This is a genomic window from Paraburkholderia domus (genome assembly GCF_905220705.1).
Lineage (GTDB): Bacteria > Pseudomonadota > Gammaproteobacteria > Burkholderiales > Burkholderiaceae > Paraburkholderia > Paraburkholderia domus.
Genome location: NZ_CAJNAT010000038.1, coordinates 1 through 26,471, shown reverse-complemented (window position 1 = coordinate 26,471; position 26,471 = coordinate 1). Strand labels below are relative to the sequence as shown.

Sequence of the window (26,471 nt, the reverse complement as noted above, 5' to 3'; positions counted from 1 at the left end):
GTCGGTCAGGTCACTTACGTCGGTATTTCACACGGCAGGAAAATCGCCCGGACATTGTCGAGCCCCTTGCCATGTACATGCCAGAAGTCACGCACTTTGGCCTCCAGGTCAATGAGCTCGATGCAGTGAGGGAAACGGTGATGCGCAACCTCGATGTGTTCGTGATGGAGCCGGTCGCCTTTGAGGTAACCCGCATGGACACGATGCAGTAGCGCCTGCTCGATGCCGGCATTCTTCGCGCGGCGAAGTAAATGCGAAGCGAGACTTGGGCGCGACACCCGATGCCAGAAACGCGTCGGACGGGCACGTTCGGAGTGGTGAAAATACAGTCGAAGCGAAATCAGCTTGGTCATGATGTCAATCAGCGAGAGTTCAAAGTGCTCAGGATTGCGCGGAAGCGGTCGCGGACTTGCGGGCTGCGCGACGCAAAGCGGGAATCTCGGCCAAGCGCATGCCGGCAGGCAGGAGTGGGTGTTTGGCATGGCCGACCCGTTGCGCACGATAGATGCCCGTGTGCCCGGAGAAGAGATAGCTGACGACACAGGCCAATGCGGCGTACACACCAATCTGCGGGCCAAAGAGTTCAATCGCCATCACAGTCGACGCGATCGGGGTATTCGCCGCGCCGGCAAACACCGCAACAAAACCGAGCCCCGCGAGCACCGGCACCGGCAACGCCAGCACGTGGCCCAGCGCATTGCCCAGCGTCGCGCCGATATAGAAGAGCGGCGTCACCTCTCCTCCTTTGAACCCGGACGCGAGCGTCACCACAGTAAAGCCGAACTTACCCACGAAGTCATACACCGGCAGCGAACCGGTGAAGGCTTGGACGATGGTCGGAATGCCAAGGCCCAGGAATTGCGGAACATTGAAGATCGTAGCGACGACTGCCACGATAGCGCCACCGATCAGCGGCCGAACCGGCGCGTAGGCGATCTTGCGCTTGATGAGCGCCGACAATGCGTGCGTCGAATCGGCAAAGAGCATCCCGACCACACCAAAGGCCATTCCTGCGACGATCGCGGATCCAATCCCAAGCGCCGTGAGGGCCGGCACAAACGGGACCGTGTAGACAGTGTGGTGAATACCCCATAGGCGGCACACCACGTCAGCCATCACGGACGACGCGAGACAGGCGAACAACGCGTCGTAGCGCAGCCGGCCGATTGCGAGCACTTCAAGACCGAAAATCGCCCCCGCGAGCGGCGTGCCGAAGATCGACGAAAAGCCCGCCGCGATGCCGCCCATCAGCAGAATGCGACGCTCCTCGCGCCCGAGGCCAAAGAGTTGCGTGACACGATCGGCCAACGCCCCGCCCATCTGGACCGCTGTGCCTTCGCGGCCAGCCGAGCCACCAAACAGGTGGGTAATCACGGTGGCCACCAGCACAAGCGGCGCCATGCGCTTGGGCACGATCTTCTGCGGATCGTGAATCTCGTCGATTAGCAGGTTGCTGCCGCCCTCGACACTCTTGCCAACGCGGTGGTAGACCCAGCCGGTCAGGAACCCCGCGAATGGAAGCAGCCAGATGATCCAGGGGTGGTCCATTCGGGTATCGGTTGCGCGATCCAGCGCAAAGAGAAAAAGCGCGGAGGCGGAGCCGGCCAGGGTGCCCAACACGCTTGAAAGCAGCAGCCAGCGCGCGAGATACGGCACCATGGCGAACTGCTCGACAGACTTGAGATGTTTCATGATTTTCAGGTTCGATAGAACATCAAACCTGAGCGACAGGACGTCGCGTGGACGGCCTACGACCTCCTGCACTCAGGAATTCGTAGGCATCATCAGCCGGGGGATCGGCGGTTGTTTGGAGGAATGCCATCTCCAGCGGGCGTGATTTTAATCGAGGAACGCCGCGTTGCGCAAGAATTACGCAATCGTCCGCTCAAAGCAGGCTATACGAGTGTCAATGCCAGTATCGCCACCAGCAGACCGCCGATCAGTGCGAGGTAGAAGTTCAGATTGCCGGACTGTAATGCGCGCAGCCTGTCGGCACACCACGTTACGATCCGGATTGCGGGCTCGAAGAGATGCCGCTCGAACAGGTCAGTCACCCCCTCGGAAAACACCAGTCGCTTGATGAAGTACTCGCGCTGCTCATGTTCGCGCTCGGTGCTCATGGTCGGCTGATATACGAAGCTGTAGAACGTGCGCATCGCATTCGAGAACGTCAGCGGCGTAGTCATCGCGTCACGGCCATGCGAGGTCATGCCGCCAAACCAGACCGCCGTGCGCCGCACCGGACGCGCCCTCGTGAGCCGCAACAGTGCGAGCGGGATGAGCGCCAGCAACGGCATCGCGATGATGAGCTTCGACGGCGAGATAAAGGCAAACTTGTCGGTCAGGGGCACCAGCAGCCATCCCGATACCATTGCCTGGGGACTGTTGGCCTGAAACAGTGTCTGGGCTCCGCTCGCCAGCGCGTTGAGCCACAACGGCGCACCGACGGCCACCGCAAGCACGCAAAGTCCCAGCACGCCGACGGCCACAGCGCTTCGCCGGGGCACCGGACGTTGATAGTCCGGGTCCGGCATTCCCAACAGCCCCAGCCCGAACAGCTTGACGAACGTCGCCAGTGCCACCGCCGCAGCGAGTGCGAGGCCCGCACCAGCCAGCACCAGCGCAAGACGCCCGGTGAAAGCCGATAAGTGAAAGCCTTGAAACACCGACTGGAACACGTACCACTCGCTGACAAACCCCGCCTGCGGGGGAATCGACGCCAGACTCATCACCGCGAAAAGTGCGCCAAGACCCAGCATGAAGCCACTGTTCCTGATCCAGCCGCGCGGCACAATGTCGTAATTGCCCGTCGACGCCTGGATGCCGTCGGCGACCAGAAAGAGCGCGCCTTTGGCGAGCGCATGGCCGGCGAGATGCAACAACGCAACTGTCCACGCGAGGCCGGCGAGATCATTCAAATGGTCGCTGCGAAAGAGTTGTGTCACGCCGAGCATCGCCACCGCGACCGACGCGTTCTCCGCCGACGAGTAGCTGAGCAGCGCTCGCCAGTCGTCCTGCTGGAAAGCGAACAGGATCGCCAGCACCGCGCTGACAACGCCGATCGCGATCGCGACCACGCCGAGCCCGAACGCCGTGCCGCTATCGTTGGCGACGCCCAGCCAGCTGTTCCAGCCACGGCTCAGCGCGAAATAGGCCGCGTTGAGTACGACACCAGAGAACAGCACGCCCGTCGCACCACTGCCGCTTGAGTACGCACGCGGAAACCACTCGTAGAAAGGGATGAGGCCGAGCTTCGCGCCGAAGCCGATAAGCAGCGCGATACCGGCCGCCCACGACAGAAGCGCTGACGTCTGCGGCGCATGGGCGCTGAATGCGCCGAAGCCGATGGTGGCCGACGCGTGGTCGAGTAGCAGAATCGCGAAGACCAGTGCAATCGCGCCCACCTCGAGCAGCGCGAGCATGAGCAGCACGGGTTTGCCATCGGCTTCACGCGCGCGCTCGCCGGCGAGCATCACCGCTCCCCCCAGGCTCATCACCTCCCACGCGACGAGCATCGACATACCGTCCTGCAGACCGAACACACCCAGTGCGCCGAGCAGGCTCAGCGATGCCCCCGCCCACCACGTGCCAGAACGGCCCGAGAGGGGCGAGCCAAGCCAGCAGGCGAAGATCGCCGGTACCAGACCGAAGCCGAGCAGCCAGAGCGCGGCGGGGTCGAGCGCGAAGGCGATGCGCTGCGAAGCGAGTGCAAACGGAAATTCAATGCGGGGGGTTGCGGTGGGCAAAGCGATCAGACACGCAGCGACGCCCAGCACGCAGCCGGCGCTCAGCAAATATCTGGGCAATGCCCGGGCTGAGCACATCGGCGATAGGACTGCGGTGGCGAGCCACAGGACGCTCGCCGCCAGAATCAGGTCAACGCTCAAGCTGCCCTCCTCGCATCCGTTGCTCCGCACGACCGACTATCAACAGCAACGCATGAATGATCGCGGCAGGATTAGGCGGACAACCCGGCAGGTAGACGTCGACCGGCAAGACTCCGTCGAGGCCGCTGCCGCACGCGTAATTGCCACCTGTGACGCCGCCCGACACGGCACACGTTCCGGTGGCGATGACCCACTTCGGATCGGGCATCGCCTCATACGTTGCCAGCAGCGGCGCACGCATCGCATGCGTCACCGGCCCGGTGACAAGCAGGACATCGGCCGCGCGCGGTGACGCCGTGAAGAAGATGCCAAGCCGGTGCAGGTTGTAGAACGGATTGTTCAATGCCTGAAGTTCCGATTCGCAGCCATTGCACGATCCGGCGTCGACGTGCCGGATATGCAGACTGCGGCGGAATGTGCGACGAGTCCGTTCGACCACCTCGCGTGGCACACGCGAAGCCATCTCCTCGTCCCACACAAGGTCGTCCCGGTTCGCCACGCCAACCGCCCAGTCCGCCGATGGCGAGAAGGCGCCTGTGGGACACACTTCGGTACAGCGCTGGCAGACGATACAGCGGCCCCAGTCCACCTCCGGAGCGACGTGCACTCCCCGCTCGGGAGAAAAGGCGATCGCGTGCGTGACGCACGCCTTGGCGCAGGCATCGCAACCCTCCTGGCACCTGGCCGGATCGTAACGCGGCATGCCGAGCACGCCCTGCTGACCGTGCGCATCGCCCTTGAGCGGCCATTCGGTACTTGCGCTGCCGCTCGTCAGCCCAAACCAGGTCCATAGAGACATAGTCGCTCCGTCCTATCGCGCGCAACCCGAAATGGTCAAACCGAAACTCGCTTCGTTGATCGCATAGTCCATCATGTTGCTGTCGTGTACGGTGAAGGGAAACACTCGCCAGTTGGAAAACGACGGCGACTTGATCTTCGCTCGTGCAATGCGTGACCTGTCACCGAAATGCAGCGCATAGAGCACGGTGCCCCGTGACGACTCAGCCCAGCCGAGCCCCTCGGCGTTCGGCGCGTAGCGGCAGGGCTCGAGGAGTGGTCCGGCGGGAATGCCGCGCATGATCGCATCGTCGAGCAGCACCAGACTCGTCCGGAGTTCCGCGATCCGCACCTTCATCCGGGCAAACGCGTCACCCTCGCTCCGGGTCGCGACAGCGGGCGGCAGTTCATCGTATGCGGCATAAGGGTGATCCCGCCTGAGGTCCCGGTCGACACCTGATGCCCGTTCGACCGGTCCAGTCGCGCCCTGATCGAAGGCGAGTTGCTGACTGAGCGGTGCCGTGGAAATGAGCCGATCGAGATGGCTGGTGGTCCGCTCGATCAGGTCGACATACCGCTCCAGTTCGGGTCGGAGCGCTGCGACGCCCCCGGCAATCGCCACCACGTCCAGATCGCGGCGTACGCCGCCGGGCCACACAATGCTGCGCAAGAAGCGGCTCCCGCAGGCCAGCGCATTCATTTGCTTGGCACGCTCCTCAAGCAGCTTGCCCTGGGCCTCGCCGACCTTCAGCGTGGTCGAGTGGCACAATTGGCCGAGGTAATGCAAGTGGTTGTAGATGCGCTCAAGCTCCGCCACGATCACGCGAAGCCAACGTGCGCGAGGGGGCACGATGCAGCCTACGGCGTCTTCGACCGCCTGCGCATACGCGAGCGCATGCGCGACGCTATCGATGCCCGCAACGCGCTCCGCCAGCAGAACACCCTGTTCGATGTCCATTCCCTCGAACTGCTTTTCCATCCCGCGATGTTTGAGGAACAGATTCGGGTGATAGTGGAGAATGCCCTCACCAACGTAGTAGAAGATGAACTGGGCCGACTCGACGACATCGGCGCGCACGGGACCAAACGGCAATAACTGGACGTGCTTGCCTGATACTTGCGGCAGTGTCGGGGCGGGAAGTGAGCCCGCGACGCTCGCCTGCGCCGCATCCGCCGGTTCGAGCGGGCCACGCTGCGTCGGCGGCAAAAATGCGGTGACGAGGCGTTCGGGTTCCGGATGTCCGGCAAACGCGACACCGCTCATTTCCATGATCTCGCGCTCATACCAGCCGAGCAGCGGGCACCTACTGGCAAGACTGGGAACCGGCGCGTTGCCCGTTTCGATGCGCCAGCTCACGAACTCGCGCCGGCCAGGTGCCGTCGCGATATAGCGCAATTCCGGCGCGTCCGGGCGAGGAAACCACGCGTACGCGGCCTGCATGCGCCCTCCGTGGCCGAGCAGATCGTCGGCGGCCGCGCCGAGTCCGGCAAGCGTGACTTCCTTGAGCGCGCAGTTGTTCATCGCGTCTGCCCTCCCAGATCCGCGGCAACCATTTCAAAGAAACGCCACAGGTCTTGCGGCCACCACACACCGAGGACCAGTACCGGCACAAAGGCGAGCCACATCGGAACCGTCATCCATGCGCTGACGTTCACCGCGCGCTTGACCCACACCTCGCCCACGGGCTGGGCTTCGAAGTACATGGCCCTGAAGTGGTTGAGAAAGCCGATGAAGATCACGATCAGCAGTAGCAACATCACGATCACGGCCCAAACGTTCGAGCTCGCCATCCCTGCACGCAACAACGTCAGTTCGCTTAGAAACAAACCGAACGGCGGCGCTCCCGTGATCGCCACTGCGCCGGCCAGCCACAGTGCGCCCGTGACAGGAAAGCGCTCCCATACGTGGCGGATTTCGCCCATGTCCTTGGTGTCGAACACGCGCATCACGTTTCCGGCACCGAAGAACATTAACGACTTGTTCAGCGAATGGTTGAGCATGTGATACAGCACCGCAGCAATCGCGAGCGGGCCGCCGAATCCTAGTCCCAGCGCCAGCACGCCCATATGCTCGACGCTGGAATACGCCATCAACCGCTTGACGCCTTCCTGACGCACAATGAACAGCGCGGCCACAAAGAGCGAAAACGTGCCGAACGCAACCAGCACGGTACGCGGCAGCAGCGAGGAACTGGCCGCGTCGGTGATCGTCAGGAAGCGCGCGACGCCAAGCATCGCCGTATTCAGCAGCGCGCCGGAGAGCATGGCGGACACAGGCGCCGGCCCCTCACTGTGCGCATCCGGCAGCCATGTATGCATCGGTGCGAGGCCCGCCTTGGTGCCATAGCCGACCAGGACGAGCAGGAACGCCATCTGTGTGAGCGCGGGATTCATGTTCGGCGCTGCATGGCGCAGTGCGTCCCACGTCATATCGTAGGTCGGACCGATGACGAGACTGCCGGCCCAGTAGAACAGCACCGTCCCGAGCAACGCGAGGCTGATGCCCGCGGAAACGACGATGATGTACTTCCATGCCGCTTCGATCGCTTCCTTGCCGCGCTCGAAGCCTACGAGAAAGGTGCTAACGAGCGTGGTCAGCTCGATCGCAATCCAGTAGACACCGATATTGTTCATGATCGGTCCGCAGATCATTGTCGCCGCGAACAGGGCGAAAAGCGCATAGAAGTTCGGCAGGCGCTCACGGTCCTCCGCTAGCAACCGCATATAGCCAACCGCATAGATCGAAGCTAGGCAATACACGAGCGCCGTGCAAACCAAGGTCCAGGCGGCCAGCGCATCGACCACAACGTAGTCGTGCAGAAAGCGATGTCCGTCCCTGACCGTGCAGACGAGCGTCGCCGCCGCGGCCACGCAGACAATCGATGCGGCGAGATTCGCATACTCAGCGACGCGCGCGCGCCGGCTCGCCGCGCAGATTGCTGCCGCGACAACCGGCGCAACGACGATCACGACGCTCCATGTTTCGATCATGGTCACCCCACCAGCCGTCTGAGTTCCCGGCTGCTCGTACTGCCGACGTGCGCGACCAGATAGCGAACCAGTACGCCGAAGCTCACGACGATCACGAGCAGATCGAACAGCAACACCAGTTCGATCAGCATCGGCATCCCCGGCACGAGAATCTGGGAACCCAGGAATATCCCGTTCTCCAGGATCAGGAGGCCCAGCACCTGACTGATTGCCTCATGGCGCACCGCCAACATCAGAAAGCCGATGAGCTTCATCGAGAGCATCACGGTGAGCGCCAGCACCACTACCGTGCCGCCCAGGCCCAGCGCGTTGCCCAGATGGTTCGACACGACAAAGGCGAAGAGCACCAGCAGCGCACCCAGCACGATGCTTGAGCTTGGCTGCAGGATCACATGCAACTCCCGCTCGACTTCCAGCCGGACGATGATTCGCCAGATCAGATAAGGCAGCACCAGGCCCCGAAAAAACGCGGTTAAAAGCGCGATCAGATACAGTTCGTGGTAGTTGCCGTAGTAGCCCACCGCGCCGGAGAGCGCCGCGATCAGCCACGACTCGGCCATGAACGCGAGCAGGTAGTCCTTCAGCCAGCGCGAGCCCAGCATCACAAACGCAAGCAGCAGGCTGCCGATCGCCAGCAGGCTGAAGAGCGATGCGGCGAGCGGACTCAGGTGGGCGAGCAGCATGACATGTCACCGAAGCTGGTTGGCGGCGATCGCAAGCACCGCCAGCATGAACGACGCCGCAAGTGGCTCCTGATACCGGAAGAAGCGCAACCTGGATTGCGCCGTCTCGACAACAACAACGACGAGCACGACCAGCAACATACGCAGGAAAAGACCGATCGCCGCACCTAATGCACCCAGCGCTGTGCCGTGTTGCGATAGTCCCCACGGGAGGGTCAGCACGTTGCAGAAAATGGTGTAGAGAATGAACTGCTTCATCATCGACGCCCATTTGAGCAGCGCCAGAAGCGGTCCCGAGTACTCGAGGATGCGCGCCTCGTCGATCATGTACACCTCGATGTGCGTGCTCGAGTGGATCGGCAAGCGGTCCGTCTCAACCAGCAGCAGGACGAAAAACGCGAAGACGAGAAACAGGTGTGCCGGACTCCAGTACACGGATGGCTGTGCCACAAGCAGATGGTTCACGACGAACGGCAGCATGGCTTTGGCGAGCAGCGTGATGCCGACCAGCACGAGGATCAGCGTGGGCTCCGCGAGAATGCCGAGCATCACCGAGCGGCTTGAGCCAATGCCGCCATAGGCGCTTCCCGAATCCAGACCCGCCAACACGACCGCAAACGACCCGAATGTCAGGATGAGGCCGCCGCCAAGGATGTCGCCCATGTCGGAAAGCGGCAGTGGAAAGTCGGTGAGCACCGGGATGAGGATCGGTACCGTGAGCATGCAGGTGAACGCGACGACCGGTGCAGTCCAGTAAATCCACGAAGCGGAGTTCGGCACGACGAGTTGCTTGTGGAAGAGTTTCCACAGGTCTCGATAGGGTTGGAAGATGCCAGGGCCGCGTGCGCGTTGCACACGCTCCTCCCATTGCAGGATGACGCCTTGTAGAAGCGGTGACAGTGCGATGATGGTCACCACCTGGGCAATCTGGAGGGCGACGTCGTGCGCGTTCATGCCCCCTCCGTGAAGACGAAGGGTTGCTGAACGACACCTTGGGACCGGATTTCAACGCCCGCGCTGATCGCTACGCGAAGTCGCGGCAATGCGTATGGACGGGGGCGGCAACCATCGTCGCACGGCGACTCGCTTGCGCATTCCATGTTTTTTTGTGTTCTTGTAGGCAACAATATGCCCGGAATGCTCGAAAAGGCGAGCCGGCTGAAAAATGCCTACCGGCCCCGAAGCGCCCGGGGACCCTGTAGGCATCATTAGCCGCAAAGCTTGCTAGCGGCGGTTAGGGAGGAATGCCATCTCCACAAAAAACAGTTTTGAGTATAGGTGACGCGCCGACGCTTGCAAGGTTTGCGTTTCCTCCTATCCCGTTGACCGGCCGAACAGGGAAAAATGCTTCGACGGTTTATTCGGGACGTCGTCACCGATCACACCGAACTCGATCGGAAAGCGCATGTAGAAAACGTGCACGTTTTCGGCGCGCACGAGATCCAGAAGCTGCCCGGCTTCCTTTTCAGTCACAGCAAGAATGATCTGCACCGGCTGGTCGTCGAGCCTGAGCATGTGGGCCGCATGATGCGAACCCGCGTGGCCGATGCCTTCGGCGCAATTGATGACGGTCGCGCCACCGATACCGAGTTGGCGAACCTCATGCAGCAGCCATTCGCATACGGTCTGATGGCCATGCTTCCTGTTCTGCTCTGTATAGAACGTCAGTTGATAGCCGTTCATCGTGCATCTCCGCCGCCCACCGGGCCTTGCAACTCCGAGCGGCGCGCGCGTGGCTGCGTCCAGTACCCGGAGTAACACCGCGTTGCTCGACCGAGGCAGGCCCGGTCATCCACCGCTTGATTCATTCTAGTTCACAGGCACCACGACACACGATTGTGCTGTGCAGCATCTCGTTCGCACAACGGGCGGTCCTCCCTGCCGGACGACGGAACTCGCGCGCGACGCCTCATGACTGGATCCAGCCCTGCCGTCAGGCGTCCTCTATTGGCGCTGCCGGAATGCGTCCTTGCCGGCAAACACGGCGTCCCGCCCCAGCACTCTTTCGATCGCAAGCAAACGGTTGTACTTCGCCACGCGTTCGCCGCGCGCGGGTGCCCCGGATTTGATCTGGCCGCAGTTAAGCGCGACCGCCAGGTCCGCGATGCTCGTATCCTCCGTCTCGCCCGAACGGTGCGAGACCAGGCACGTGTATCCCGAGGACTGCGCGAGCCGCGCAGTGTCGAGCGTTTCTGTCACCGTGCCGATCTGGTTAAGCTTGATCAGTATGCTGTTGCAGCAGCCTTCCCGGATACCACGGCTCAGGAACTTGCGGTTTGTGACGAACAGATCATCACCGACGATCTGCACGCGCCCGCCAAGCTGTGCAGTCAGACTGGCAAATCCCGCCCAATCGCTATCCGCGAGGGGATCTTCAAGCGAGACGATGGGGTACCGGGCGACCCACGTTTTCCAGTAGTCAATCATCTCGTCGGACGACAATGTCAAACCGTCACGCGTCAGGTGATAACGGTCATCGTGATAGAACGACGACGCCGCAGGGTCCAGACCGATCGCGACATCGTCTCCTGGACGATAGCCCGCACGTTCGATTGCACGCATGATCGCTTCCATCGCTGCGACGTTCGAGGGCAGTTGCGGGACGAACCCACCCTCGTCGCCTACGTTCGTCGTCGTCCCCAGTTCTACGAGAACTTCGTGCAGCGCGTGATAGATTTCAGCGCCATAGCGCAGTGCTTCCCGAAACGTCGGCGCGCCGAGCGGCACGAGTTTGAATTCCTGAACGTCGGGACCGTGATGTGCATGTTTGCCGCCGTTCAACACGTTGAACATCGGCACAGGCAGCACGTGTGAATTGGCGCCTCCCAGGTAGCGGAACAGCGGCAACCCACAGGCCTGTGCGGCAGCTTTCGCGCACGCCAGCGATACGCCGAGAATCGCATTGGCCCCGAGGCGACTCTTGGATTCCGTGCCGTCCAGCTCGATCAGGGTCGCGTCAATGCGCCGCTGGTCGTCCACTCGCATACCTTCCAGCGTCTCAGCGATCGATTCGTTGACGTTGCGCACCGCATCGAGAACGCCCTTGCCGCCGTAGCGGGAGCGATCACCATCACGCAGCTCGACGGCTTCGAATTCCCCCGTCGACGCACCGGAAGGAACCGCTGCGCTCGCCTGGATGCCATCCAGAAGTTCCACGGTGACCTCGATCGTCGGGTTGCCTCGGGAATCGAGTACTTCGTCTGCGGTAATGCGCTCAATCGCTGCAAGCGTGCCCATCGTCGTGCTCCTCGCCGTCTCTCACGCCTGCGCCCAATACCTCGTATTCGATAGGACCGCGCGTGTAGAAGAGTTGGACACCGCCGTGTCGGAGGCTATCGAGCAGTGCATCGATGCGTGCGTCCTCCGCGGCCACCGTGACCACGACGGGCTGGTCGAGCAATTCAAAAAAGCGCGCCGCGTGATATTTGCCATGCGCGTCGATGCTTTCACTCACTTCGATCACCGTTGCGCCCTCAATGCCGGCTTCTTTCGTCTTGTCCAGAATCCATTCGACGACGGTCATGTGACTCTTGCGGTGACTCTGATTGGCCGCGAACAGCGTCAATTGACTGCCTTTCATGGGGCGCTCCAATCGGTTCCCGAAGAATGCATGAACTGTCGCCGCGTGCAGGACGCGCCACAATACGCTCGGATGCGTCGCGTGACGGATGCGTACGACCTTGTCGCAATGATGATAAGCATAGGAAACCAGATTCACGTGAGGTACAAATCTGGCCAGCAGGACGCTGGGACATGCCCACGACCTCCTGACTCAGGAAATCGTAGGCATCATCAGCCGGACTTGACCGGCGGTTCGGGGAGGAATGCCATCTCCGGTGCTTTCAGTGTAGCAAGGAAACTGCCGGGCCGTTCAGATATGGCTTGTGCCGCGATTACGGTCCGATTGCATCTCGCGCCGCAGCAGTTGATCCTCGGACCGAAAGCTCTGATCAAAAGGCTCGCGAGAAGCGCCGGAGAACTCGCAGCTGCACGCGTTGCAAAGCGCGAACGCGGTGAATAGAATGAAAGCGTCGAGACGGGAGATGGCATTCCTCCCTGAATCGCTGCTCGAATATGCTGCGGCTGATGATGCCTACAGTTCACTGGAAGAGGGCTGTAGAGCCGCAACACCCCTCTGTCCAGGTTTGCGTCGCTGTTCGTAATCTGGGCATTCTGACGTGCGCAACTTCTCTCCGGTCTACCCAAATTGCATCTCGCGTGCCGTCGTTTCGGGTTTCGCGTGCATACGTGGTCACGACCTATCCGGGAGACGATGCCATGCATGAAGCAGACAACGCCGAATCCGCGCGAACCTTGATGCTATCGAACGGTGAAGTGGATTTCCTCTGGTGGTTTATTCAGGGCAGCATTATGGACCCCGGCGTGCGTGCGCGCCTTTACGCGCATTGGGGCCTGTGCTCCCGCCACAGCCTCGCGTTCTTTATCGTTGAAGCAGCGTTCCGCCCTCATCTGATTCACGGTTGCACGATTCTGTATGGGGAACTGATGCGTCGCGCGATACACGTCCTGGACGATCGTGGCATCCACGGCCTGGTCCCGGGCAGTGTCTCGCGACACCTCTTGCATGCGCCCGGCCCGTGCCATCTGTGCGACCTCGGCTACCACGAGCGCTCCGAAGGCAATGCACCACCCGAACGGCTGGCACAGGGACGGGACATCACGAACGCCGCGCGCTTCGCCGCTGACAACCGCCGTGGATGGCTTCCGTATGTCTGCGGCCGGTGCGCAGGGACCGGTTCGCCCGTCCTTTGCCGCTTGCATCTGATTGAAGCGATGGAACATGAAGGCGCGCAAATCGCAAAGTCCCAATACGCGAGCATCGTCAGCATTTCCGCCCACCTTTCGACCTTCGAGAACGCATTCCGATGGGACCTCCGGGGCACTGACACGGAGGAAGATCGGGGTGCACTCATTGGTGCCATCGGCTGGTGCAGCGGATGGACCGAATTGGTCCGAAGCCTGTTGCCGCTTGAGGGGAAGATAAGCGAACCATGAACGTCATGACGGCGTCCGGGCTCCGTCCGCTATGGGAATCAGGAAATAAAATGCATCGGTCGTGCTCGCCCGGACTGATGCCTGCGCGATAGGCGGCATGCTATCCGACCTTCGACAGGTCCGCCGAGGCGGACTTGCCACGCGCTTCCTCATCACCCTGCGACAGAAAAATCCGCGTGTACAGATCTTCCCCATAGCTGGTCTGCAAGGGCTCAGCTTCCGTCAGTCTGAACGTGCGAACTCCGTCGAGCCGCCGCTCCGCTCTCAGGAACATCATGCTCTGTGTCTTCTGCTCATGCAGCCCGTGGGCCAGCGCGTACAGGTGTGTGACGAAGACGATTTTCACGCGTTTCTGCAACAACGCCACGATGATCTGCCGCGCGATCTCGGAACCCTCGCGCTCATTGGTTGCGGCAAAGGATTCGTTGCACAACAAGAGCGTGTGTTCCTTGATGTGTTCGACAATTTCGCTCATTCGTTTGAGTTCCTCATCGAGCTTTCCGCTCTTCATCGATGCATCTTCCTCGCGCTTGTAGTGGGTAAATATCCCGTCGCACACGTTCGCCGAGAACGACGTTGCCGTGACGAACATTCCACATTGCATCATGATCTGTGCCAGTCCAAGCGCTCGCAGAAACGTCGACTTGCCGCCCTGATTGGTGCCCGTGATGACGATGAGTTCCGTGCCGCCTCCGTGCACGTCGTTACCAACGGGTGCCCGCCCGGTGCGCAGTGCGAGGCCCGCGTCGTACAACCCTTCAATGGCGTGCTCTCTTTCAATGCGCTCCCGTGGAACCGGAACGCACATGACGAGATCCCGCCGGGTCAACTCATTGTGCAGATTGACGCACCCGAGGTAGAAAGCCAGTTCGGTGCGCAGCATCGTGAAGAAACTGAGGATGTGCTCGGCTGATTGCGCCAGCGCGTTGGCGACGAGATTGATCCCCCGCGCCTCCAGCTCCGCCAATGCACGGGCGCCATTCTCATCTCGATCGGCAATACGAAACGTCAACGAGGGCGATCGTTTGGCGAGTAGCCGCTTCAGAAAGTTCGGGTCCTTCTCATGCGGTTTGCGCAGTACGTAGCTGATTCCCTTGTTGCCTGTTCCCAGCCCGGCACTGATCAGCACGCCGTCACCGAACTTGAGCTCCTTGAGACAATGCCGGATCGTCACAAAATACTCGTCTGTCAACTCGCGCTGGATCATCGAGAAAAATTGCGCAAACCCTTCTGACTGGAACTGCCCCGCCTGTGCGTCGGTCACAGTCCTCAGCGTCCTCAGTACGCCGACAAATTGCTGGATCATTTCTCGCGCACCGTACAACACCGAACTGGCTGACGAAGAGAAGAAGCTGTAGTAGCTCTTGCGCTCTGTTTCGATCGCCTCGAACGCGATCGCGTAGAGCTGTCGCACAGTGGCCTCATGATTGATGCAATCGTCGAGGATCGAATGGCGATACGTAATCTCGTCCAGCTCGATTGAACTGACCGGGACGACCCGCTTGATGACGTCGTAGAGAAACGCGTCACCCTGCGCCATCGCCTGATAGAGCGTGTTCAGTTCCAGGTCCTGCACCAGCGCCGGCTCGTTCCACTCGGCCTCGCGGCGCAGATTGAAGTCACGGTCCCTATAGAGCAGATATGGCTTCATAGCCCGAGCCGCTCCTTCAAATGGTCATAGGTCAAGCCATAATGTTCGGCGACCGACACCGCGTACGCACGACCGTCAGCGGGTTTTCTTCTCACCCGAAAGGTGCGGGAAGCCGGGTCCCCTGGCTTGATCTCGCTGACCATGCTCACGGCCTGTTCGCCGAGATGCGCGATCTCCTCGATGAAGGTTACGCAAACGCACAACGCATTGCGCTCCAGAATCTCGCCGATGATTTTCCTGCTCAGAAACAGTGCGTCAGTCAGCGTTGTCGAACTGAAGATCTCATTCATGATGATGACGCTGCGCGACGTGGCGTGCGTCAGGATGTGATGAACGCGCATCAGGTCGTCCTGGAGCTTGCCACGCAGATCGTTGGTATTTTCTTCGCGCTCGAAATGCGTAAACAGCCGGTCGTACAGAAAGAGCAGGGCATGGCGGCCAGGCACCGGACAACCGATCCTCGCCAGATAGTGCAGTTGGCCGAAGGTGCGGGCAAAGGTGGTTTTGCCACCGTTGTTGGGACCCGATACGACAATCAGCCGTTCTTCGTCATCGAGATGAAAATCGTTGCGGACGACACCCGATTTTTCGCTCGTGAGCTTGTACGCGAGCGCCAGATCGAACGTCTCGTCGCAGCGCACGGCTTTGCTGTCGGATGACACACGTGGGTAGCAAAAACACAGGCCCGCAGCTTTGCAGATATCGATGTAGTCGCGGTACGCGAGGTAGAACTGGACTTCACGGTCGAACGTCCGGATCGTGGCATCGAAATAGCTCGCATTGTTCGCGCAGTATGTGGCGAGCTCCACGAACGCCTGCGGGTACAGTTGCGCGACGAAATCCAGGACATGGGCTTCGACGTGATTCATGTCCAGCCAGTCGCGCAACTCGACGCGATGATCCTTGACCGCTCCCTGCTTGAATTTGTCGAAAATCCTCAGAACGTCGGCACTGTAGTCGATCTCCGCATCGTAGGGGCGCACCGTGACGGCGTTCCCCTTGATGACCACGCAATATCGAATCGCCGAGAGGCACTGCTTGATATGGTCGGCGTCTTGGGTGAGTAACCGAAAGCGCTCAGACGCCACATATCCGTCCAGGTATTGATGAAACGCCCGCAGGCCTTTCGATGTGGGCGCTGCCCGCGGCAGATCCCGGGCAAAGGCCGCAAGTGTCTCGCAATAGACCACGACCGATTCGAGGAACCACCATTCCTTCTGGGGCCGGTAGTGGAGCTTCTCCGCCTGTGCCAGGTGCTCGCGCATTTTGCGCATGCTGTGGGCGAACGCTTTGATGCTGCCGAGCACGGCGACATTGTCGAGATCCTGCATGACCTCGTGCCGATACGTTATCGCTTCCTCACGCGACAGTTCGGTATAGAAGAACGGCTTCAGGTTGTAGTCGTTCCATCCCATCGTGACCGCCGAGACAATCTGGTCGAGATTGAGATCGCCGAAAAAATCGGGCTCCGGCACGTCATCCGGCTTTGGTCCGTCCTCCGGCTTTTCGAACAGGATGCTGTGAAAGACCATGCGTACCCTCTTCTTATTTTGCAGTCGCACACGTGCGTCTGCAGCCAGATTCCGTCGGCCGCGCGAGTGACTGGTTCCACTCGGCGGGATGGAGTCTGAGCAGAGATCCCAACGCCCGGCCACGCGCTCGACAGCAATCAGTGAGGCGGACAAACGTGATCGGTACGGTGATGAAAACTGGGAGGGGACGCCAGATTGACGATGGCGCGCGCTTCAGACAAACGAAGCGAGTCGAGACATGCCCACAGTACCCGAACCCAGGCCTGTAGGCATCATTAGCCCGTGCGGGCGGTTATGGAGGAATGCCATCTCCACTTCAATTTTCAGTCTACGCCGTGCAACACGAAGATACAAGACGCTGGCGACGCTGGTGAAGTCAGTCTCACCGGGCGAACCTGCAGGAAAGCGAAATGCACGTTTGTCCCGCAAGAATTGCTGCTTGACCGGCCATCAGAGTATTCGCTTCAATCGCACTTCAATGACACTTCCAGAGCGTTGCCTGAAGTTCGCGGACGCCCGTTGCCGCATCTCGACCAATCAATCAACTGGCCGCCTATGACTGTCGCCGCATGGCCGGTCCCTGTCTGACGGCGATCGGCGGCACGCGACCCAACCCGGTCATTGAGTGGTCGCGGGCCAAAGACTCATCTACGCTCGGAATCTGACATTGGGTTAATAGACGGATTAATTCACGGTGAAGCCGGCGGCCGGTTTGCGGGATCCCATCCCGACCGTGCCATGTCGCCAAGCGTTACTTATCGTCGCCGGCGGCCCGTCGCCTTGAGGCGCGAGGTGCTCCCTTGCGTCCTGCCCGGCGGTAAGCCGATTCGATAGCTTCTCCGGCGCGAGCAGCGATCTCCCGTAGTTCAACCCGCATGTACCTCGGCCACCATGCCAAGTGGTAGAACCAAAGGCATATGCTGCGGGGACCGTGAAGCCACTGGCGCTGGATTCCGTCAGTGGGCAATTCTTCCAGAGAGTGGTGGCCGATCGAACAGGCACCGAGAGTAAGCCAGACGAGGGCAAGGATAAGAGTTGGAAGCGAGACCAGGCATGCCACCGCAAACACAAAAAGCGGCAAGCAGATCTCCAGCGACGAGCGGGTTTTCATCGAATATTCTCCCCGGCACAATAACGTCGAGGGCAAATGGCGGACTGATTTAGAAAGCGTCGGGCTTCTTTATCTACCAAGCTCATCCCGAATCGAGCGAATGTGGCAACCCGTCGAATCCATATCGAACGGAAAAGTCACGATGCGCCATTCAAAGATAGCACCGGAACGAAGATCGGGTAACCATGAAAGAAAGAGCGACCATCGTGTGCAGGCAACACGACAAAATACTCCTCGTGACTCGCGGACGGTCGCGTTGGTCGCTACCGGGCGGCACGATCCGGCGCTCCGAGTCACCGATAGAGGCGGCCGGAAGAGAATTGACTGAGGAAACCGCCCTTGCTGTTGACGGCTTCACGTTTCTGTTTGAATTTGGCGGATTAACCAAACGGCATCACGTGTTTCTGGTGGACCTGCCAGATCACCTGACACCCTCGGCGAGCAATGAGATCTTGCGGTGCCGCTGGATCCGGCCCAGACACGTGTCGACCGTCATCACGAGCGTTCCCACCAGAGAAATTGTCCGACTGCTGATTAGTCACAAAAATGTCACAATAGCGCTTCCCGCCATCGACCTTGGCACCGTAACTGCTGCTGCCCAGCAGCCGGCCGTGTAGCCGGTCGCGCCAAAACGGTAATACGGTATGAATGCACGCTATCTGGACTTTTAATGTGATAGGTAATTTTGAAATATTGTCTCGCCTTCTCATGGCGGCCCTGCTCGGAAGCGTCATCGGCTTTGAGCGCGAAAGACTGAACTGGGCCGCTGGTTTGCGCACACACATGCTAGTGTGTGTCGGCGCATCATTGATGATGATGGTGTCCGCGTTCGGGTTCGCGGACGCGCTGGGTCAGAAAAACGTCGTGCTGGATCCGTCGCGCGTCGCGGCCCAGGTGGTGTCGGGAATCGGATTCCTTGGCGCCGGCTCGATTCTGCTGCGCGGCGAGGTTGTCCGGGGTCTCACAACGGCGGCCAGTCTGTGGTCGGTAGCGGGAATTGGACTCGCGGTGGGCGGAGGAATGTACACCGCGGCCTTTGGTGCGACGATCATCATTCTCATTATTCTCGCCGGGGTTAAGCCGCTGGAGCGGCGCTTTATTTCCGTCAGGCAACAGCGCAGCATACAGTTGCTGGCCGAACGAGGAAGCGTTTCGCTGGACAGTTTGCATCGCGCGCTTGGCACGGGGAGCATTCGGGTCAAACAATTTATCGTCCAACAGTCCGAGGACGACCCTGAGCTCGACGATGTGCAGATTGCGCTCTCGCGGGCATCTTCAAACGAGTTTGCTGCGATCTGCGCGCGGCTGGAAATGATGGCAGGCGTTCGCGAGTGCCGCCAAGAGAAGTAATAGCGGAACGGTTCATGATGCGAACGTATGAATATCACGGGTTCACTCTTCAGATAACTGTCGAGTCAGGTTTAAAGTTGCTGCCAATCAAACGGCCCGCAACACGGTCTGGGTATGTCGCAGTCGTCCGGGTCTTCCAGGCTGGCAATGCCCTTGCGATCTTTTCGCCGCTTAGATTTGGTGAGACTGGGGGCCGCCCGTTTGATACTGAGGTTGACGCCCTCATGGGCGGGTATAGCGCGGCACGCAGAATCGTTGACGATCTCTTTGGGCACGAACCTCACTGACTAGTCAAAGCCCGTTCCCTTCTTGTCGATACGCCGATTGACGTGAGAGCAAGCCGAACCGACAGATCCCTACCGGCTGCTTGTGAGCCGTAATGAGCCATCTGCAGTTCGACATTGACTGACTCCCATCGGCTGTTGCCCACCCAGCTTCTAGTGCCAGCCCGTGATTCAAAGAAACCACAGCACCCGTTTGACGCTCTGACGCCCGACCGCGGCCCCACGGCATGGCGAGGGATCTCGGCGACTCATCCGCAATCTTGAGATCTTGCGCTAGAATTACTGTATATTTATACAGTACTTTTGGAGCTTGATCGTGAATCGCACTGACGCGGCCGCTCAGCAGATACGTGCCCCCGGTGAACGGGCGCGCTCCATCGATGCCGTCCTCGACTCAAGTATGTATTCGGAGGCGGGGGGAATAACGCTGTGGCGGGCATCGCAGCTTGCGCGCGGCCGCGGCAGGACGGTCGATACCGGCTACGCGACGCTTTCAGCAGAACTGCCCGGCGGTGGATGGCCAATCGGCGTGCTCATCGACCTGCTGGTCCAGCAGGCCGGTGTGGGAGAGATGCGGTTGCTTCGGCCTGCGCTCAGCGCACTGGGCAAACGACCCGTTGCGATGGTTCAGCCGCCACACGTTCCGAACGGCCTTGGTCTCGAGTACATCGGTCTTTCCCCGGAACAGTTGCTGCAGATTCGCGCCGCAAAGACGGCCGACGCATTGTGGTCAGCCGAGCAGATCCTGCGAGCCGGAAGCTGCGGTGCACTCCTGCTCTGGACGCAGTACGTCCAGACGCCTTCGCTGCGGCGGCTGCATCTGGCCGCGCAGTCTTCGGAGACGCTTTTTTTCATGGTTCGTCCACTGGCGGCCGCGCAGGATGCGTCCCCTGCCGTTTTACGACTGGCGCTCCGGCCAGAACGCGACGGCCTGACCGTCGATATTGCGAAGCGACGAGGTCCAGCACGCGCAGACCCTCTGTCCATCCCCCTTCAACCAACCCCTGTTCCGTTTTCGCACCATGCGCGTATTTCTCGCCGTCCACTTGCCCCGGTTGCAGCTCGAGGTCTTCCGACCAAGGTGGCTGCCTGAACCTGCGCACGGCTGCGTGGTCCTGGACAGCGACAAGGTGCTCATCGCAGACGGGGTTGCCAGGTTAGCGGGCGTGCGGGTCGGCATGAAACGCGGCGGCGTGCTGACGCTCGCGCCGGAAGTGGAAATGTACGAACGCGATCCGGGCCGTGAATATGGAACGCAGCGCGAAGTGGCGATCGCGCTCATGAGGTTCTCGCCAGATGTCGCCTTGCTCGACGAGGCCGTCGTGGTGGTCGACATCGGTGCGAGCCTGCGCCTGTTCGGCGGTCTGCTTGCGGTGTGCCGTCAGGCAAAAGCGACACTCGATGCCATAGGACTGACCGCACGGATAAGCGCTGCACCGACCGGGCAAGGTGCATGGCTGCTCGCGAAACACCGGAACCGGCGTGTACTCAAGGTCGACTCGCTCGAGCGGCAACTATCCGCATTGCCATTGCTGTCGGTGCCGGAGATTCGACCGTTCGCTGACTGGTTCGCGGGACTGGGCTGCAAAACGATCGCCGATGTACGACGGTTGCCGCGCGCTGGACTGCAGCGCCGTTGCGGCGAACACCTCCTTGATTCGCTGGACCGGGCCTTTGGCACGGCGCCTGAACTTTTTGACTGGCTGGAACTGCCCCCGACGTTCTCCGCCCGCATTGAAATGCCCGACCGCATCGAGCATGCGGAAGCAGCGCTCTTTGGCGCGCATCGTCTCGTCGTCCAGCTATGTGGCTGGCTGTGCGCAAAACAGCTGGCCCTCACAGGCGCGACCCTCCTGCTGGAGCACGAGCGCGGACGGCAGGCAATTGAGCCGACCGCGATCGAGATTGCGCTCGGCGAGCCAACGTGGCGAGAGGAACATCTCGTTCGGCTCATCAGGGAGCGCCTTGGACGGATCGAGCTGACTGCACCGGTCATTGCGTTACGGCTCGATGCGTCCAGCGTGCAACCTGCAGTGCCGGCATCGGACACGCTATTTCCGGAACCCGGCGGCACAGCCGAGGACCACACCCGTCTTGTCGAATTGCTGGTTGCTCGACTCGGCGAAGAAAACGTACTCCGGCCTGCGCCAACCGCGGATTACCGACCTGAGGTTGCCAATCGATGGGTGCCTGTCGCAAGTGCGTCGAAAAGCACAGTGCTGCCTGAAGGACTTCCACGACCCACATGGCTTCTGGCAAAGCCGGTGCGGCTGCTCATGCGCAAACACCGGCCGTTTTACGGCTCGCCACTGCGCATGGTGTCTCCGGGCGAGCGCATTGAGGCCGGGTGGTTTGATGGCGAACTGGTGACGCGCGACTACTTCGTCGCCCAGGGCGAAGACCAGAGCTGCTTCTGGATATACCGCGAGCGCGTCAGCAGTCGCGACGCGGAAGAAGACCAGCGGTGGTTCCTGCATGGCCTGTTCGGATGACACGCCATGGACGCCACCTTTTCCACCCTGCCGGCTTATGCCGAGCTGTTCTGCTTTTCCAACTTCACTTTTCTGCACGGCGCCTCCCATGCGGAAGAACTGGCTGAGCGCGAGCAACTGGGCTATTCAGCGCTGGCCGTCACCGACGAGTGCTCGCTGGCTGGCGTCGTGCGCGCACACGTTGCAGCGAAGCAGGCAAAGCTGCCGTTTATCGTGGGGTCCTACTTCAGTCTGGTGAACGCTGACGGATCACCCGCGTTCGGGCTGATTCTCCTCGCCAGAAACCGCGAGGGATACGGCAACCTGTCCGAGCTGATTACGCTGGCCCGTACGCGCGCTCCGAAGGGTGAGTACGGCCTGACGCCGCAGGACCTGTCGCGGCCCGACAGGGAGAACCGGCACCTGCGCGGCCTGCCCGACTGCCTCGCCATTCTGGTACCCGACTTTCCGGCGAAAGAAGACGTGCTGGCAGCACAGGTCGAATGGCTCGATGATACGTTCACGGGCCGCGCCTGGGTGGGACTTGTGCTGCACCAGCGTGCGATGGATGACATCCATCGGGGTTCGGTTGAGTTTGTCGCGCGGAATCAGGACGTCCCAGTTGTCGCGCTCGGCAACGTCGTCATGCATGTGCGCTCGCGAAAGCCGCTGCAGGACACCATGACCGCGATCCGCGTTCGCAGGCCGGTGCATGAGTGCGGCTATGACCTGACACAGAATGCCGAGCAGCACCTGCGTTCCAGACTGCGGCTCGCTAACCTGTACCCCGACGACGCACTTGCCGCAACCGTTGATATTGCAAGCCGCTGTACTTTTTCATTGGATGAACTGCGCTACGAGTATCCGGACGAACTCGTTCCAACCGGGTTCACCCCTGCCGCCTACCTGCGGCAGGAAACGTACATTGGCGCACAACGACGCTTTCCGTCAGGTATTCCACACAAGGTGCAGGAACAGATTGAGCATGAGCTTGAACTGATAGCGGACCTGCAATACGAACCGTACTTCCTCACGGTATATGACATCGTCCGCTTTGCGCGTAGCCAGAGCATCCTCTGCCAGGGGCGCGGCTCCGCGGCTAACTCTGCCGTCTGCTATTGCCTCGGCGTCACCGAGGTGGACCCGGCTCGCGGCAACATGCTTTTTGAGCGCTTCATCTCGAAGGAACGTGGCGAGCCGCCAGACATCGATGTCGACTTTGAGCACCAGCGACGCGAGGAAGTCATCCAGTACATCTATCGCAAGTACGGTCGCGACCGCGCAGCAATCGCGGCGGCAGTCTCAACCTATCGACCTCGTGGTGCGCTGCGTGAAACCGGCAAGGCGCTCGGCGTTGATCCCCAGATCGTTGACGTCGTTGCAAAGTCACATCACTGGTTTGATACAAGTCAGGATCTGCTTGCGCGATTCAGGGAATCAGGCCTCGACCCGGAAAAGCCGCTGATTCAGGCGTGGGCGAAGCTCGCATCGCAATTGCTTGGCTTCCCGCGGTACCTCTCCCAGCATTCGGGTGGCTTTGTAATCAGTCGCGGCAAGCTGACGCGTCTCGTGCCTGTCGAGAATGCAGCAATGGAAGACAGGTCGGTCATCGAGTGGGACAAGGACGACCTTGAGGCGCTCGGTCTGCTGAAAATCGACGTCCTTGCACTCGGTATGCTCTCGGCTATCCGGCGCACGCTTGATATTGTGTCGGAGCAGCGCGGCGAGCGTTTCGAAATGCAGGACATACCTGCGGAGGACCCGCAGACCTACGAGATGATTTCGGCTGCAGACACGGTCGGTGTGTTCCAGATCGAATCGCGTGCCCAGATGAGCATGCTGCCGCGGATGCAGCCCCGGACGTTCTACGACCTCGTGATCGAGGTGGCGATCGTCCGCCCAGGTCCGATTCAGGGCGGCGCCGTGCATCCCTACCTGCAGCGACGCCAGGGATTCGAGCCGGTCTCCTATCCGAGTGACGCGCTGAAAACCGCACTGGGACGAACCCTCGGCGTTCCGATCTTTCAGGAGCAGGTCATGCAGGTTGCGATTCTGGCGGCCGGCTTTACCGCCGGCGAAGCCGACCAGCTGCGTCGCTCGATGGCCGCCTGGAAACGTAAAGGTGGACTGGAAAAATATTACGATCGAATCGTTCATGGCATGCAGGAGCGCGGCTATGCCCTCGCCTTCGCCGAATCCATCTTCGAACAGATCAAGGGCTTTGGTGAATACGGTTTTCCGGAGAGTCATGCGGCCAGTTTTGCGTTGCTTGTGTACGCAAGCAGCTGGTTGAAGTGCCACGAGCCGGAGGCGTTTCTGGCGGCCATGCTGAATTCACAGCCGATGGGTTTCTACTCGCCGTCGCAGCTCGTGCAGGATGCACAACGCCACGGTGTCAAAGTCCTGCCCGTCGACATGACAATCAGTGGCTGGGACTCCGCACTGGTGAATTTGCCAGGCGCCGGAAGACCGGCCGTCCGGCTCGGTATGTCGCTACTACGAGGCATGAAAGACGGCGCTGCGGAACGCATCGAGAATGCGCGCGCGGTTCGGCCGTTCGAAAGCGTCAACGACCTTGCCCGCCGCGCGCAACTGGATCGCAAGGATCTTCATGTACTGGCCGATGCCAATGCGCTCGCCGCCCTCGCCGGCAATCGCCGTGAAGCGCTGTGGCAATCCGTTGCAGCGGTACCAGACAAGGACATGCTCGCGACAGCAGCCGTTCAGGACGAGACGCCCGCTCTCGGTGCGCCAACCGAGGCAAACGACATCGTTGCTGATTACCGTTCAGTGGGCCTGACGCTTGGCCGACACCCGCTTGAACTGCTCAGGCCGCAACTACTCGCGAACAGGCTGATGCCGGCGTCGACGCTGCGCACCTATCGCGATGGGCGACTCGCCCGTGGCTGCGGGCTCGTCACCGTACGTCAGCGTCCTGGCACCGCCAAGGGTGTGATGTTCGTGACGCTGGAAGACGAGACCGGCAACGTGAACGTGATCGTGTGGCCAAGTCTGCTTGAAAAACAGCGACAGGAAGCGCTGGGTGCGTCACTGCTCGCCGTCTATGGGACGTGGCAATGCCAGGGGGAGGTACGACACCTGGTTGCACAGCGACTGGTCGACATGTCACACCTGCTGGGCACGCTCGTCACGTCGACGCGAAACTTCCATTAGGAACCGGCGTACCATATTGGCGCACCTTTCTTGAGGGAGAGCAACCATGTGCTATTCAGCCCAGATCCAGGCGGACTACCGCAAATACGTCAGGATGTTTGGCGCGCACATGAGCATCCGGGAGTTCGCACAGCTGTACTGGGAGCGCGCCGAGGGCAGCAATGTCAGGATTCCGAAGGCGATGGACGCCGCGTTCTCGGTTCCCCAGAGCGACGAGGAACGGCGGATCAAGGAAGCGATCGACCGGTTCAACGGCGAGCAGGCAACCAGGCTCGAGCAGGAATTGTTCAAACAGCGCGCGCGACTCGCCGACGCCGAACGCACCCTTCAGGGCAAAACGACGAAGGCGGCCACCGAAAGCAAACGGATCGCGACCAGCAAGATCGAGTCGGCGCTGCGCGGGCTCGACGATCTCCGGCGCACCGAACTGAAAGACCGCGACTCGCGAATTTTCCCCGGCAAATATGCTCCGGTGATGATCATGGAAGACGGCAAGCGTGTCATAAAGCCGATGCGCTATCACTGCCGCCCGGCTGGCAAGCCTGCGTTCTACGACAAGAAATATCCCGGGACTTATAACGCCAGATTTGACAACCTCAAGGCTTCTGGAAGGGACTTTTTGGGTATTCGCACGGTCTTATTGTCGCGAATGCCTTCTATGAAAACGTGAAACGACATCGCCTTGAAGGGCGCGAGCTCGCTGAAGGCGAACAGGAGGAAAACGTGGTCCTGGAGTTCAAGCCGCAGCCCGCTCAGGACATGCTCATCGCCTGCCTGTGGTCACACTGGCAGGCCCCTGGCGAGCCGGCCCTTCTGTCGTTCGCGGCCATCACCGATGAGCCGCCACCGGAGATTGCGGCCGCGGGTCATGATCGCTGCATCATCCCGATCAAGCCGGAAAATATCGATGCGTGGCTCTGCCCCGAGCGAGGTAACCTCGCGGCACAATATGCGATTCTCGACGACCGCTATCGCCCTTACTACGAACATCGAATGGCAGCTTGAGCTCGCCAGGGTCTAACGGCCTGCGATTTTTCCCACCCACTTCACACGTGATCGTCATCGCGCGAATCCGTCCGGAAAGAGCCCCGCCCTTTCACACCCCCCCAAAGGACGCATTTTTCCGATTTCGTGCAATCCAGGCGTGAAGGCACTCGTGCTCCTTCGAGATTGAGCAAGCGTTGCGTCAATGCTGACCGGCTTTTAGCAGCATCCAGATTTGCCGCGTGGGCGGCCCGGCAAGGATTCACACAAACACCGCGCGGCACCTACCACAGGTGTAATGCTCTTCCCGTCGCTCGCCTTTGACTGCGCCCACACCCTTAAGCGTGAGGTCCCGGTGCGGAGGCTCAGTGGCCGGCTTGCCGTACAGGTCAGCGCACCACGCGCAGGGTTGAATCCAAAGGTCCATTTGTCAGGTGTCGGCAATTTCGAGCGTAAGCGATCAGCGAAGCACGTCCCTCCCGCAGACTTGACCTAGACGTTTTTTTCGTGCTCCCGCTTGCCCAGCTTCCAGGGTAGCAGCGCCTCGTAGTCGTCGGCGC

Annotated in this window: 19 protein-coding genes, 1 pseudogene and 5 riboswitches; of the genes and pseudogenes, 7 read left to right on the top strand and 13 right to left on the bottom strand. The window is 60.7% G+C overall.

Annotated elements, in window-relative coordinates; all coding sequences use genetic code 11:
* Positions 1–14 precede the first annotated feature (14 nt).
* The 11 genes from KHO31_RS34805 to KHO31_RS34755 form a co-directional block, all read right to left on the bottom strand.
* On the bottom strand, positions 15–353 hold the full coding sequence (locus KHO31_RS34805; RefSeq protein WP_201083205.1) for a DUF190 domain-containing protein: 339 nt from the start codon (positions 351–353) through the stop codon (positions 15–17).
* Positions 354–381: 28 nt separating this feature from the next.
* Entirely contained in the window at positions 382–1,692 is a 1,311-nt protein-coding gene (locus KHO31_RS34800; protein ID WP_201083207.1) for a voltage-gated chloride channel family protein, read from the bottom strand.
* Between the two features lie 76 nt (positions 1,693–1,768).
* Positions 1,769–1,835, bottom strand: a riboswitch (Fluoride riboswitch).
* A gap of 60 nt (positions 1,836–1,895) precedes the next feature.
* Positions 1,896–3,887, bottom strand: coding sequence for a proton-conducting transporter transmembrane domain-containing protein (locus KHO31_RS34795; protein ID WP_201083209.1), 1,992 nt, complete (start codon positions 3,885–3,887; stop codon positions 1,896–1,898).
* A complete protein-coding gene (gene nuoB, locus KHO31_RS34790; protein WP_201083211.1) occupies positions 3,877–4,686 on the bottom strand; it encodes an NADH-quinone oxidoreductase subunit NuoB in 810 nt (269 codons plus the stop codon). Before nuoB ends, KHO31_RS34795 begins: the two co-directional genes overlap by 11 nt.
* Positions 4,687–4,698: 12 nt before the next feature.
* Complete coding sequence (locus KHO31_RS34785; protein WP_211625452.1) at positions 4,699–6,186, bottom strand: hydrogenase large subunit; 1,488 nt, start codon at positions 6,184–6,186, stop codon at positions 4,699–4,701.
* Positions 6,183–7,655, bottom strand: coding sequence for a hydrogenase 4 subunit F (locus KHO31_RS34780; RefSeq protein ID WP_201083215.1), 1,473 nt, complete (start codon positions 7,653–7,655; stop codon positions 6,183–6,185). Before KHO31_RS34780 ends, KHO31_RS34785 begins: the two co-directional genes overlap by 4 nt.
* A gap of 2 nt (positions 7,656–7,657) precedes the next feature.
* The gene (locus KHO31_RS34775) at positions 7,658–8,338 is read right to left on the bottom strand and encodes a hydrogenase (RefSeq protein WP_201083217.1); all 681 of its coding nucleotides are present in this window, start codon (positions 8,336–8,338) and stop codon (positions 7,658–7,660) included.
* A 6-nt stretch (positions 8,339–8,344) separates the two neighbouring features.
* Complete coding sequence (locus KHO31_RS34770; protein ID WP_201083218.1) at positions 8,345–9,292, bottom strand: respiratory chain complex I subunit 1 family protein; 948 nt, start codon at positions 9,290–9,292, stop codon at positions 8,345–8,347.
* A 238-nt stretch (positions 9,293–9,530) separates the two neighbouring features.
* Positions 9,531–9,602: riboswitch (Fluoride riboswitch) on the bottom strand.
* A gap of 50 nt (positions 9,603–9,652) precedes the next feature.
* Positions 9,653–10,021: a DUF190 domain-containing protein gene (locus tag KHO31_RS34765; protein WP_201083220.1), complete on the bottom strand. Its 369-nt coding sequence runs from the start codon at positions 10,019–10,021 to the stop codon at positions 9,653–9,655.
* Positions 10,022–10,282: 261 nt separating this feature from the next.
* Positions 10,283–11,575: a phosphopyruvate hydratase gene (eno, locus tag KHO31_RS34760; protein ID WP_201083221.1), complete on the bottom strand. Its 1,293-nt coding sequence runs from the start codon at positions 11,573–11,575 to the stop codon at positions 10,283–10,285.
* Complete coding sequence (locus KHO31_RS34755) at positions 11,553–11,918, bottom strand: DUF190 domain-containing protein (RefSeq protein WP_201083223.1); 366 nt, start codon at positions 11,916–11,918, stop codon at positions 11,553–11,555. Before KHO31_RS34755 ends, eno begins: the two co-directional genes overlap by 23 nt.
* A 196-nt stretch (positions 11,919–12,114) precedes the next feature.
* Positions 12,115–12,182, bottom strand: a riboswitch (Fluoride riboswitch).
* 186 nt (positions 12,183–12,368) lie between these two features.
* A riboswitch (Fluoride riboswitch) is annotated at positions 12,369–12,441 on the top strand.
* Positions 12,442–12,616: 175 nt separating this feature from the next.
* Here KHO31_RS34755 and KHO31_RS34750 point away from each other — a divergent pair.
* Positions 12,617–13,354: a hypothetical protein gene (locus KHO31_RS34750; RefSeq protein WP_201083225.1), complete on the top strand. Its 738-nt coding sequence runs from the start codon at positions 12,617–12,619 to the stop codon at positions 13,352–13,354.
* 100 nt (positions 13,355–13,454) lie between these two features.
* On the opposite strand, the gene KHO31_RS34745 is transcribed toward KHO31_RS34750, so the two are convergent.
* Together KHO31_RS34745 and KHO31_RS34740 are read right to left on the bottom strand one after the other, a co-directional pair.
* Positions 13,455–15,005 (bottom strand): MutS-related protein, encoded by a 1,551-nt coding sequence (locus KHO31_RS34745; RefSeq protein ID WP_211625450.1) that lies wholly within the window; start codon positions 15,003–15,005, stop codon positions 13,455–13,457.
* A complete protein-coding gene (locus KHO31_RS34740) occupies positions 15,002–16,537 on the bottom strand; it encodes a MutS-related protein (RefSeq protein WP_201083229.1) in 1,536 nt (511 codons plus the stop codon). The genes KHO31_RS34745 and KHO31_RS34740 overlap by 4 nt, the downstream gene beginning before the upstream one ends.
* A gap of 259 nt (positions 16,538–16,796) precedes the next feature.
* Positions 16,797–16,859: riboswitch (Fluoride riboswitch) on the bottom strand.
* Between the two features lie 974 nt (positions 16,860–17,833).
* Here KHO31_RS34740 and KHO31_RS34735 point away from each other — a divergent pair.
* From KHO31_RS34735 to KHO31_RS34710, 6 genes and pseudogenes are all read left to right on the top strand, one after another.
* On the top strand, positions 17,834–18,265 hold the full coding sequence (locus tag KHO31_RS34735) for an NUDIX hydrolase (RefSeq protein ID WP_201083231.1): 432 nt from the start codon (positions 17,834–17,836) through the stop codon (positions 18,263–18,265).
* 31 nt (positions 18,266–18,296) lie between these two features.
* On the top strand, positions 18,297–18,998 hold the full coding sequence (locus tag KHO31_RS34730; RefSeq protein WP_236559988.1) for an MgtC/SapB family protein: 702 nt from the start codon (positions 18,297–18,299) through the stop codon (positions 18,996–18,998).
* Positions 18,999–19,682: 684 nt separating this feature from the next.
* Positions 19,683–20,375, top strand: a complete 693-nt coding sequence (imuA, locus tag KHO31_RS34725; protein ID WP_201083248.1) for a translesion DNA synthesis-associated protein ImuA — start codon at positions 19,683–19,685, stop codon at positions 20,373–20,375.
* The gene (locus KHO31_RS34720; RefSeq protein ID WP_201083233.1) at positions 20,305–21,774 is read left to right on the top strand and encodes a Y-family DNA polymerase; all 1,470 of its coding nucleotides are present in this window, start codon (positions 20,305–20,307) and stop codon (positions 21,772–21,774) included. The genes imuA and KHO31_RS34720 overlap by 71 nt, the downstream gene beginning before the upstream one ends.
* A 6-nt stretch (positions 21,775–21,780) precedes the next feature.
* Positions 21,781–24,927 (top strand): error-prone DNA polymerase, encoded by a 3,147-nt coding sequence (locus KHO31_RS34715; protein WP_211625448.1) that lies wholly within the window; start codon positions 21,781–21,783, stop codon positions 24,925–24,927.
* Between the two features lie 46 nt (positions 24,928–24,973).
* Positions 24,974–25,932: pseudogene (locus KHO31_RS34710) on the top strand (SOS response-associated peptidase family protein).
* Positions 25,933–26,471: the final 539 nt, after the last annotated feature.

Coding starts and splice junctions, on each gene's coding strand:
- KHO31_RS34805 (WP_201083205.1), bottom strand. CDS start 353: ATGACCAAGCTGATTTCGCTTCGACTGTATTTTCACCACTCCGAACGT.
- KHO31_RS34800 (WP_201083207.1), bottom strand. CDS start 1,692: ATGAAACATCTCAAGTCTGTCGAGCAGTTCGCCATGGTGCCGTATCTC.
- nuoB (WP_201083211.1), bottom strand. CDS start 4,686: ATGTCTCTATGGACCTGGTTTGGGCTGACGAGCGGCAGCGCAAGTACC.
- KHO31_RS34785 (WP_211625452.1), bottom strand. CDS start 6,186: ATGAACAACTGCGCGCTCAAGGAAGTCACGCTTGCCGGACTCGGCGCG.
- KHO31_RS34780 (WP_201083215.1), bottom strand. CDS start 7,655: ATGATCGAAACATGGAGCGTCGTGATCGTCGTTGCGCCGGTTGTCGCG.
- KHO31_RS34775 (WP_201083217.1), bottom strand. CDS start 8,338: ATGCTGCTCGCCCACCTGAGTCCGCTCGCCGCATCGCTCTTCAGCCTG.
- KHO31_RS34770 (WP_201083218.1), bottom strand. CDS start 9,292: ATGAACGCGCACGACGTCGCCCTCCAGATTGCCCAGGTGGTGACCATC.
- KHO31_RS34765 (WP_201083220.1), bottom strand. CDS start 10,021: ATGAACGGCTATCAACTGACGTTCTATACAGAGCAGAACAGGAAGCAT.
- eno (WP_201083221.1), bottom strand. CDS start 11,575: ATGGGCACGCTTGCAGCGATTGAGCGCATTACCGCAGACGAAGTACTC.
- KHO31_RS34755 (WP_201083223.1), bottom strand. CDS start 11,918: ATGAAAGGCAGTCAATTGACGCTGTTCGCGGCCAATCAGAGTCACCGC.
- KHO31_RS34750 (WP_201083225.1), top strand. CDS start 12,617: ATGCATGAAGCAGACAACGCCGAATCCGCGCGAACCTTGATGCTATCG.
- KHO31_RS34745 (WP_211625450.1), bottom strand. CDS start 15,005: ATGAAGCCATATCTGCTCTATAGGGACCGTGACTTCAATCTGCGCCGC.
- KHO31_RS34740 (WP_201083229.1), bottom strand. CDS start 16,537: ATGGTCTTTCACAGCATCCTGTTCGAAAAGCCGGAGGACGGACCAAAG.
- KHO31_RS34735 (WP_201083231.1), top strand. CDS start 17,834: ATGAAAGAAAGAGCGACCATCGTGTGCAGGCAACACGACAAAATACTC.
- KHO31_RS34730 (WP_236559988.1), top strand. CDS start 18,297: ATGCACGCTATCTGGACTTTTAATGTGATAGGTAATTTTGAAATATTG.
- imuA (WP_201083248.1), top strand. CDS start 19,683: ATGTATTCGGAGGCGGGGGGAATAACGCTGTGGCGGGCATCGCAGCTT.
- KHO31_RS34720 (WP_201083233.1), top strand. CDS start 20,305: ATGCGCGTATTTCTCGCCGTCCACTTGCCCCGGTTGCAGCTCGAGGTC.
- KHO31_RS34715 (WP_211625448.1), top strand. CDS start 21,781: ATGGACGCCACCTTTTCCACCCTGCCGGCTTATGCCGAGCTGTTCTGC.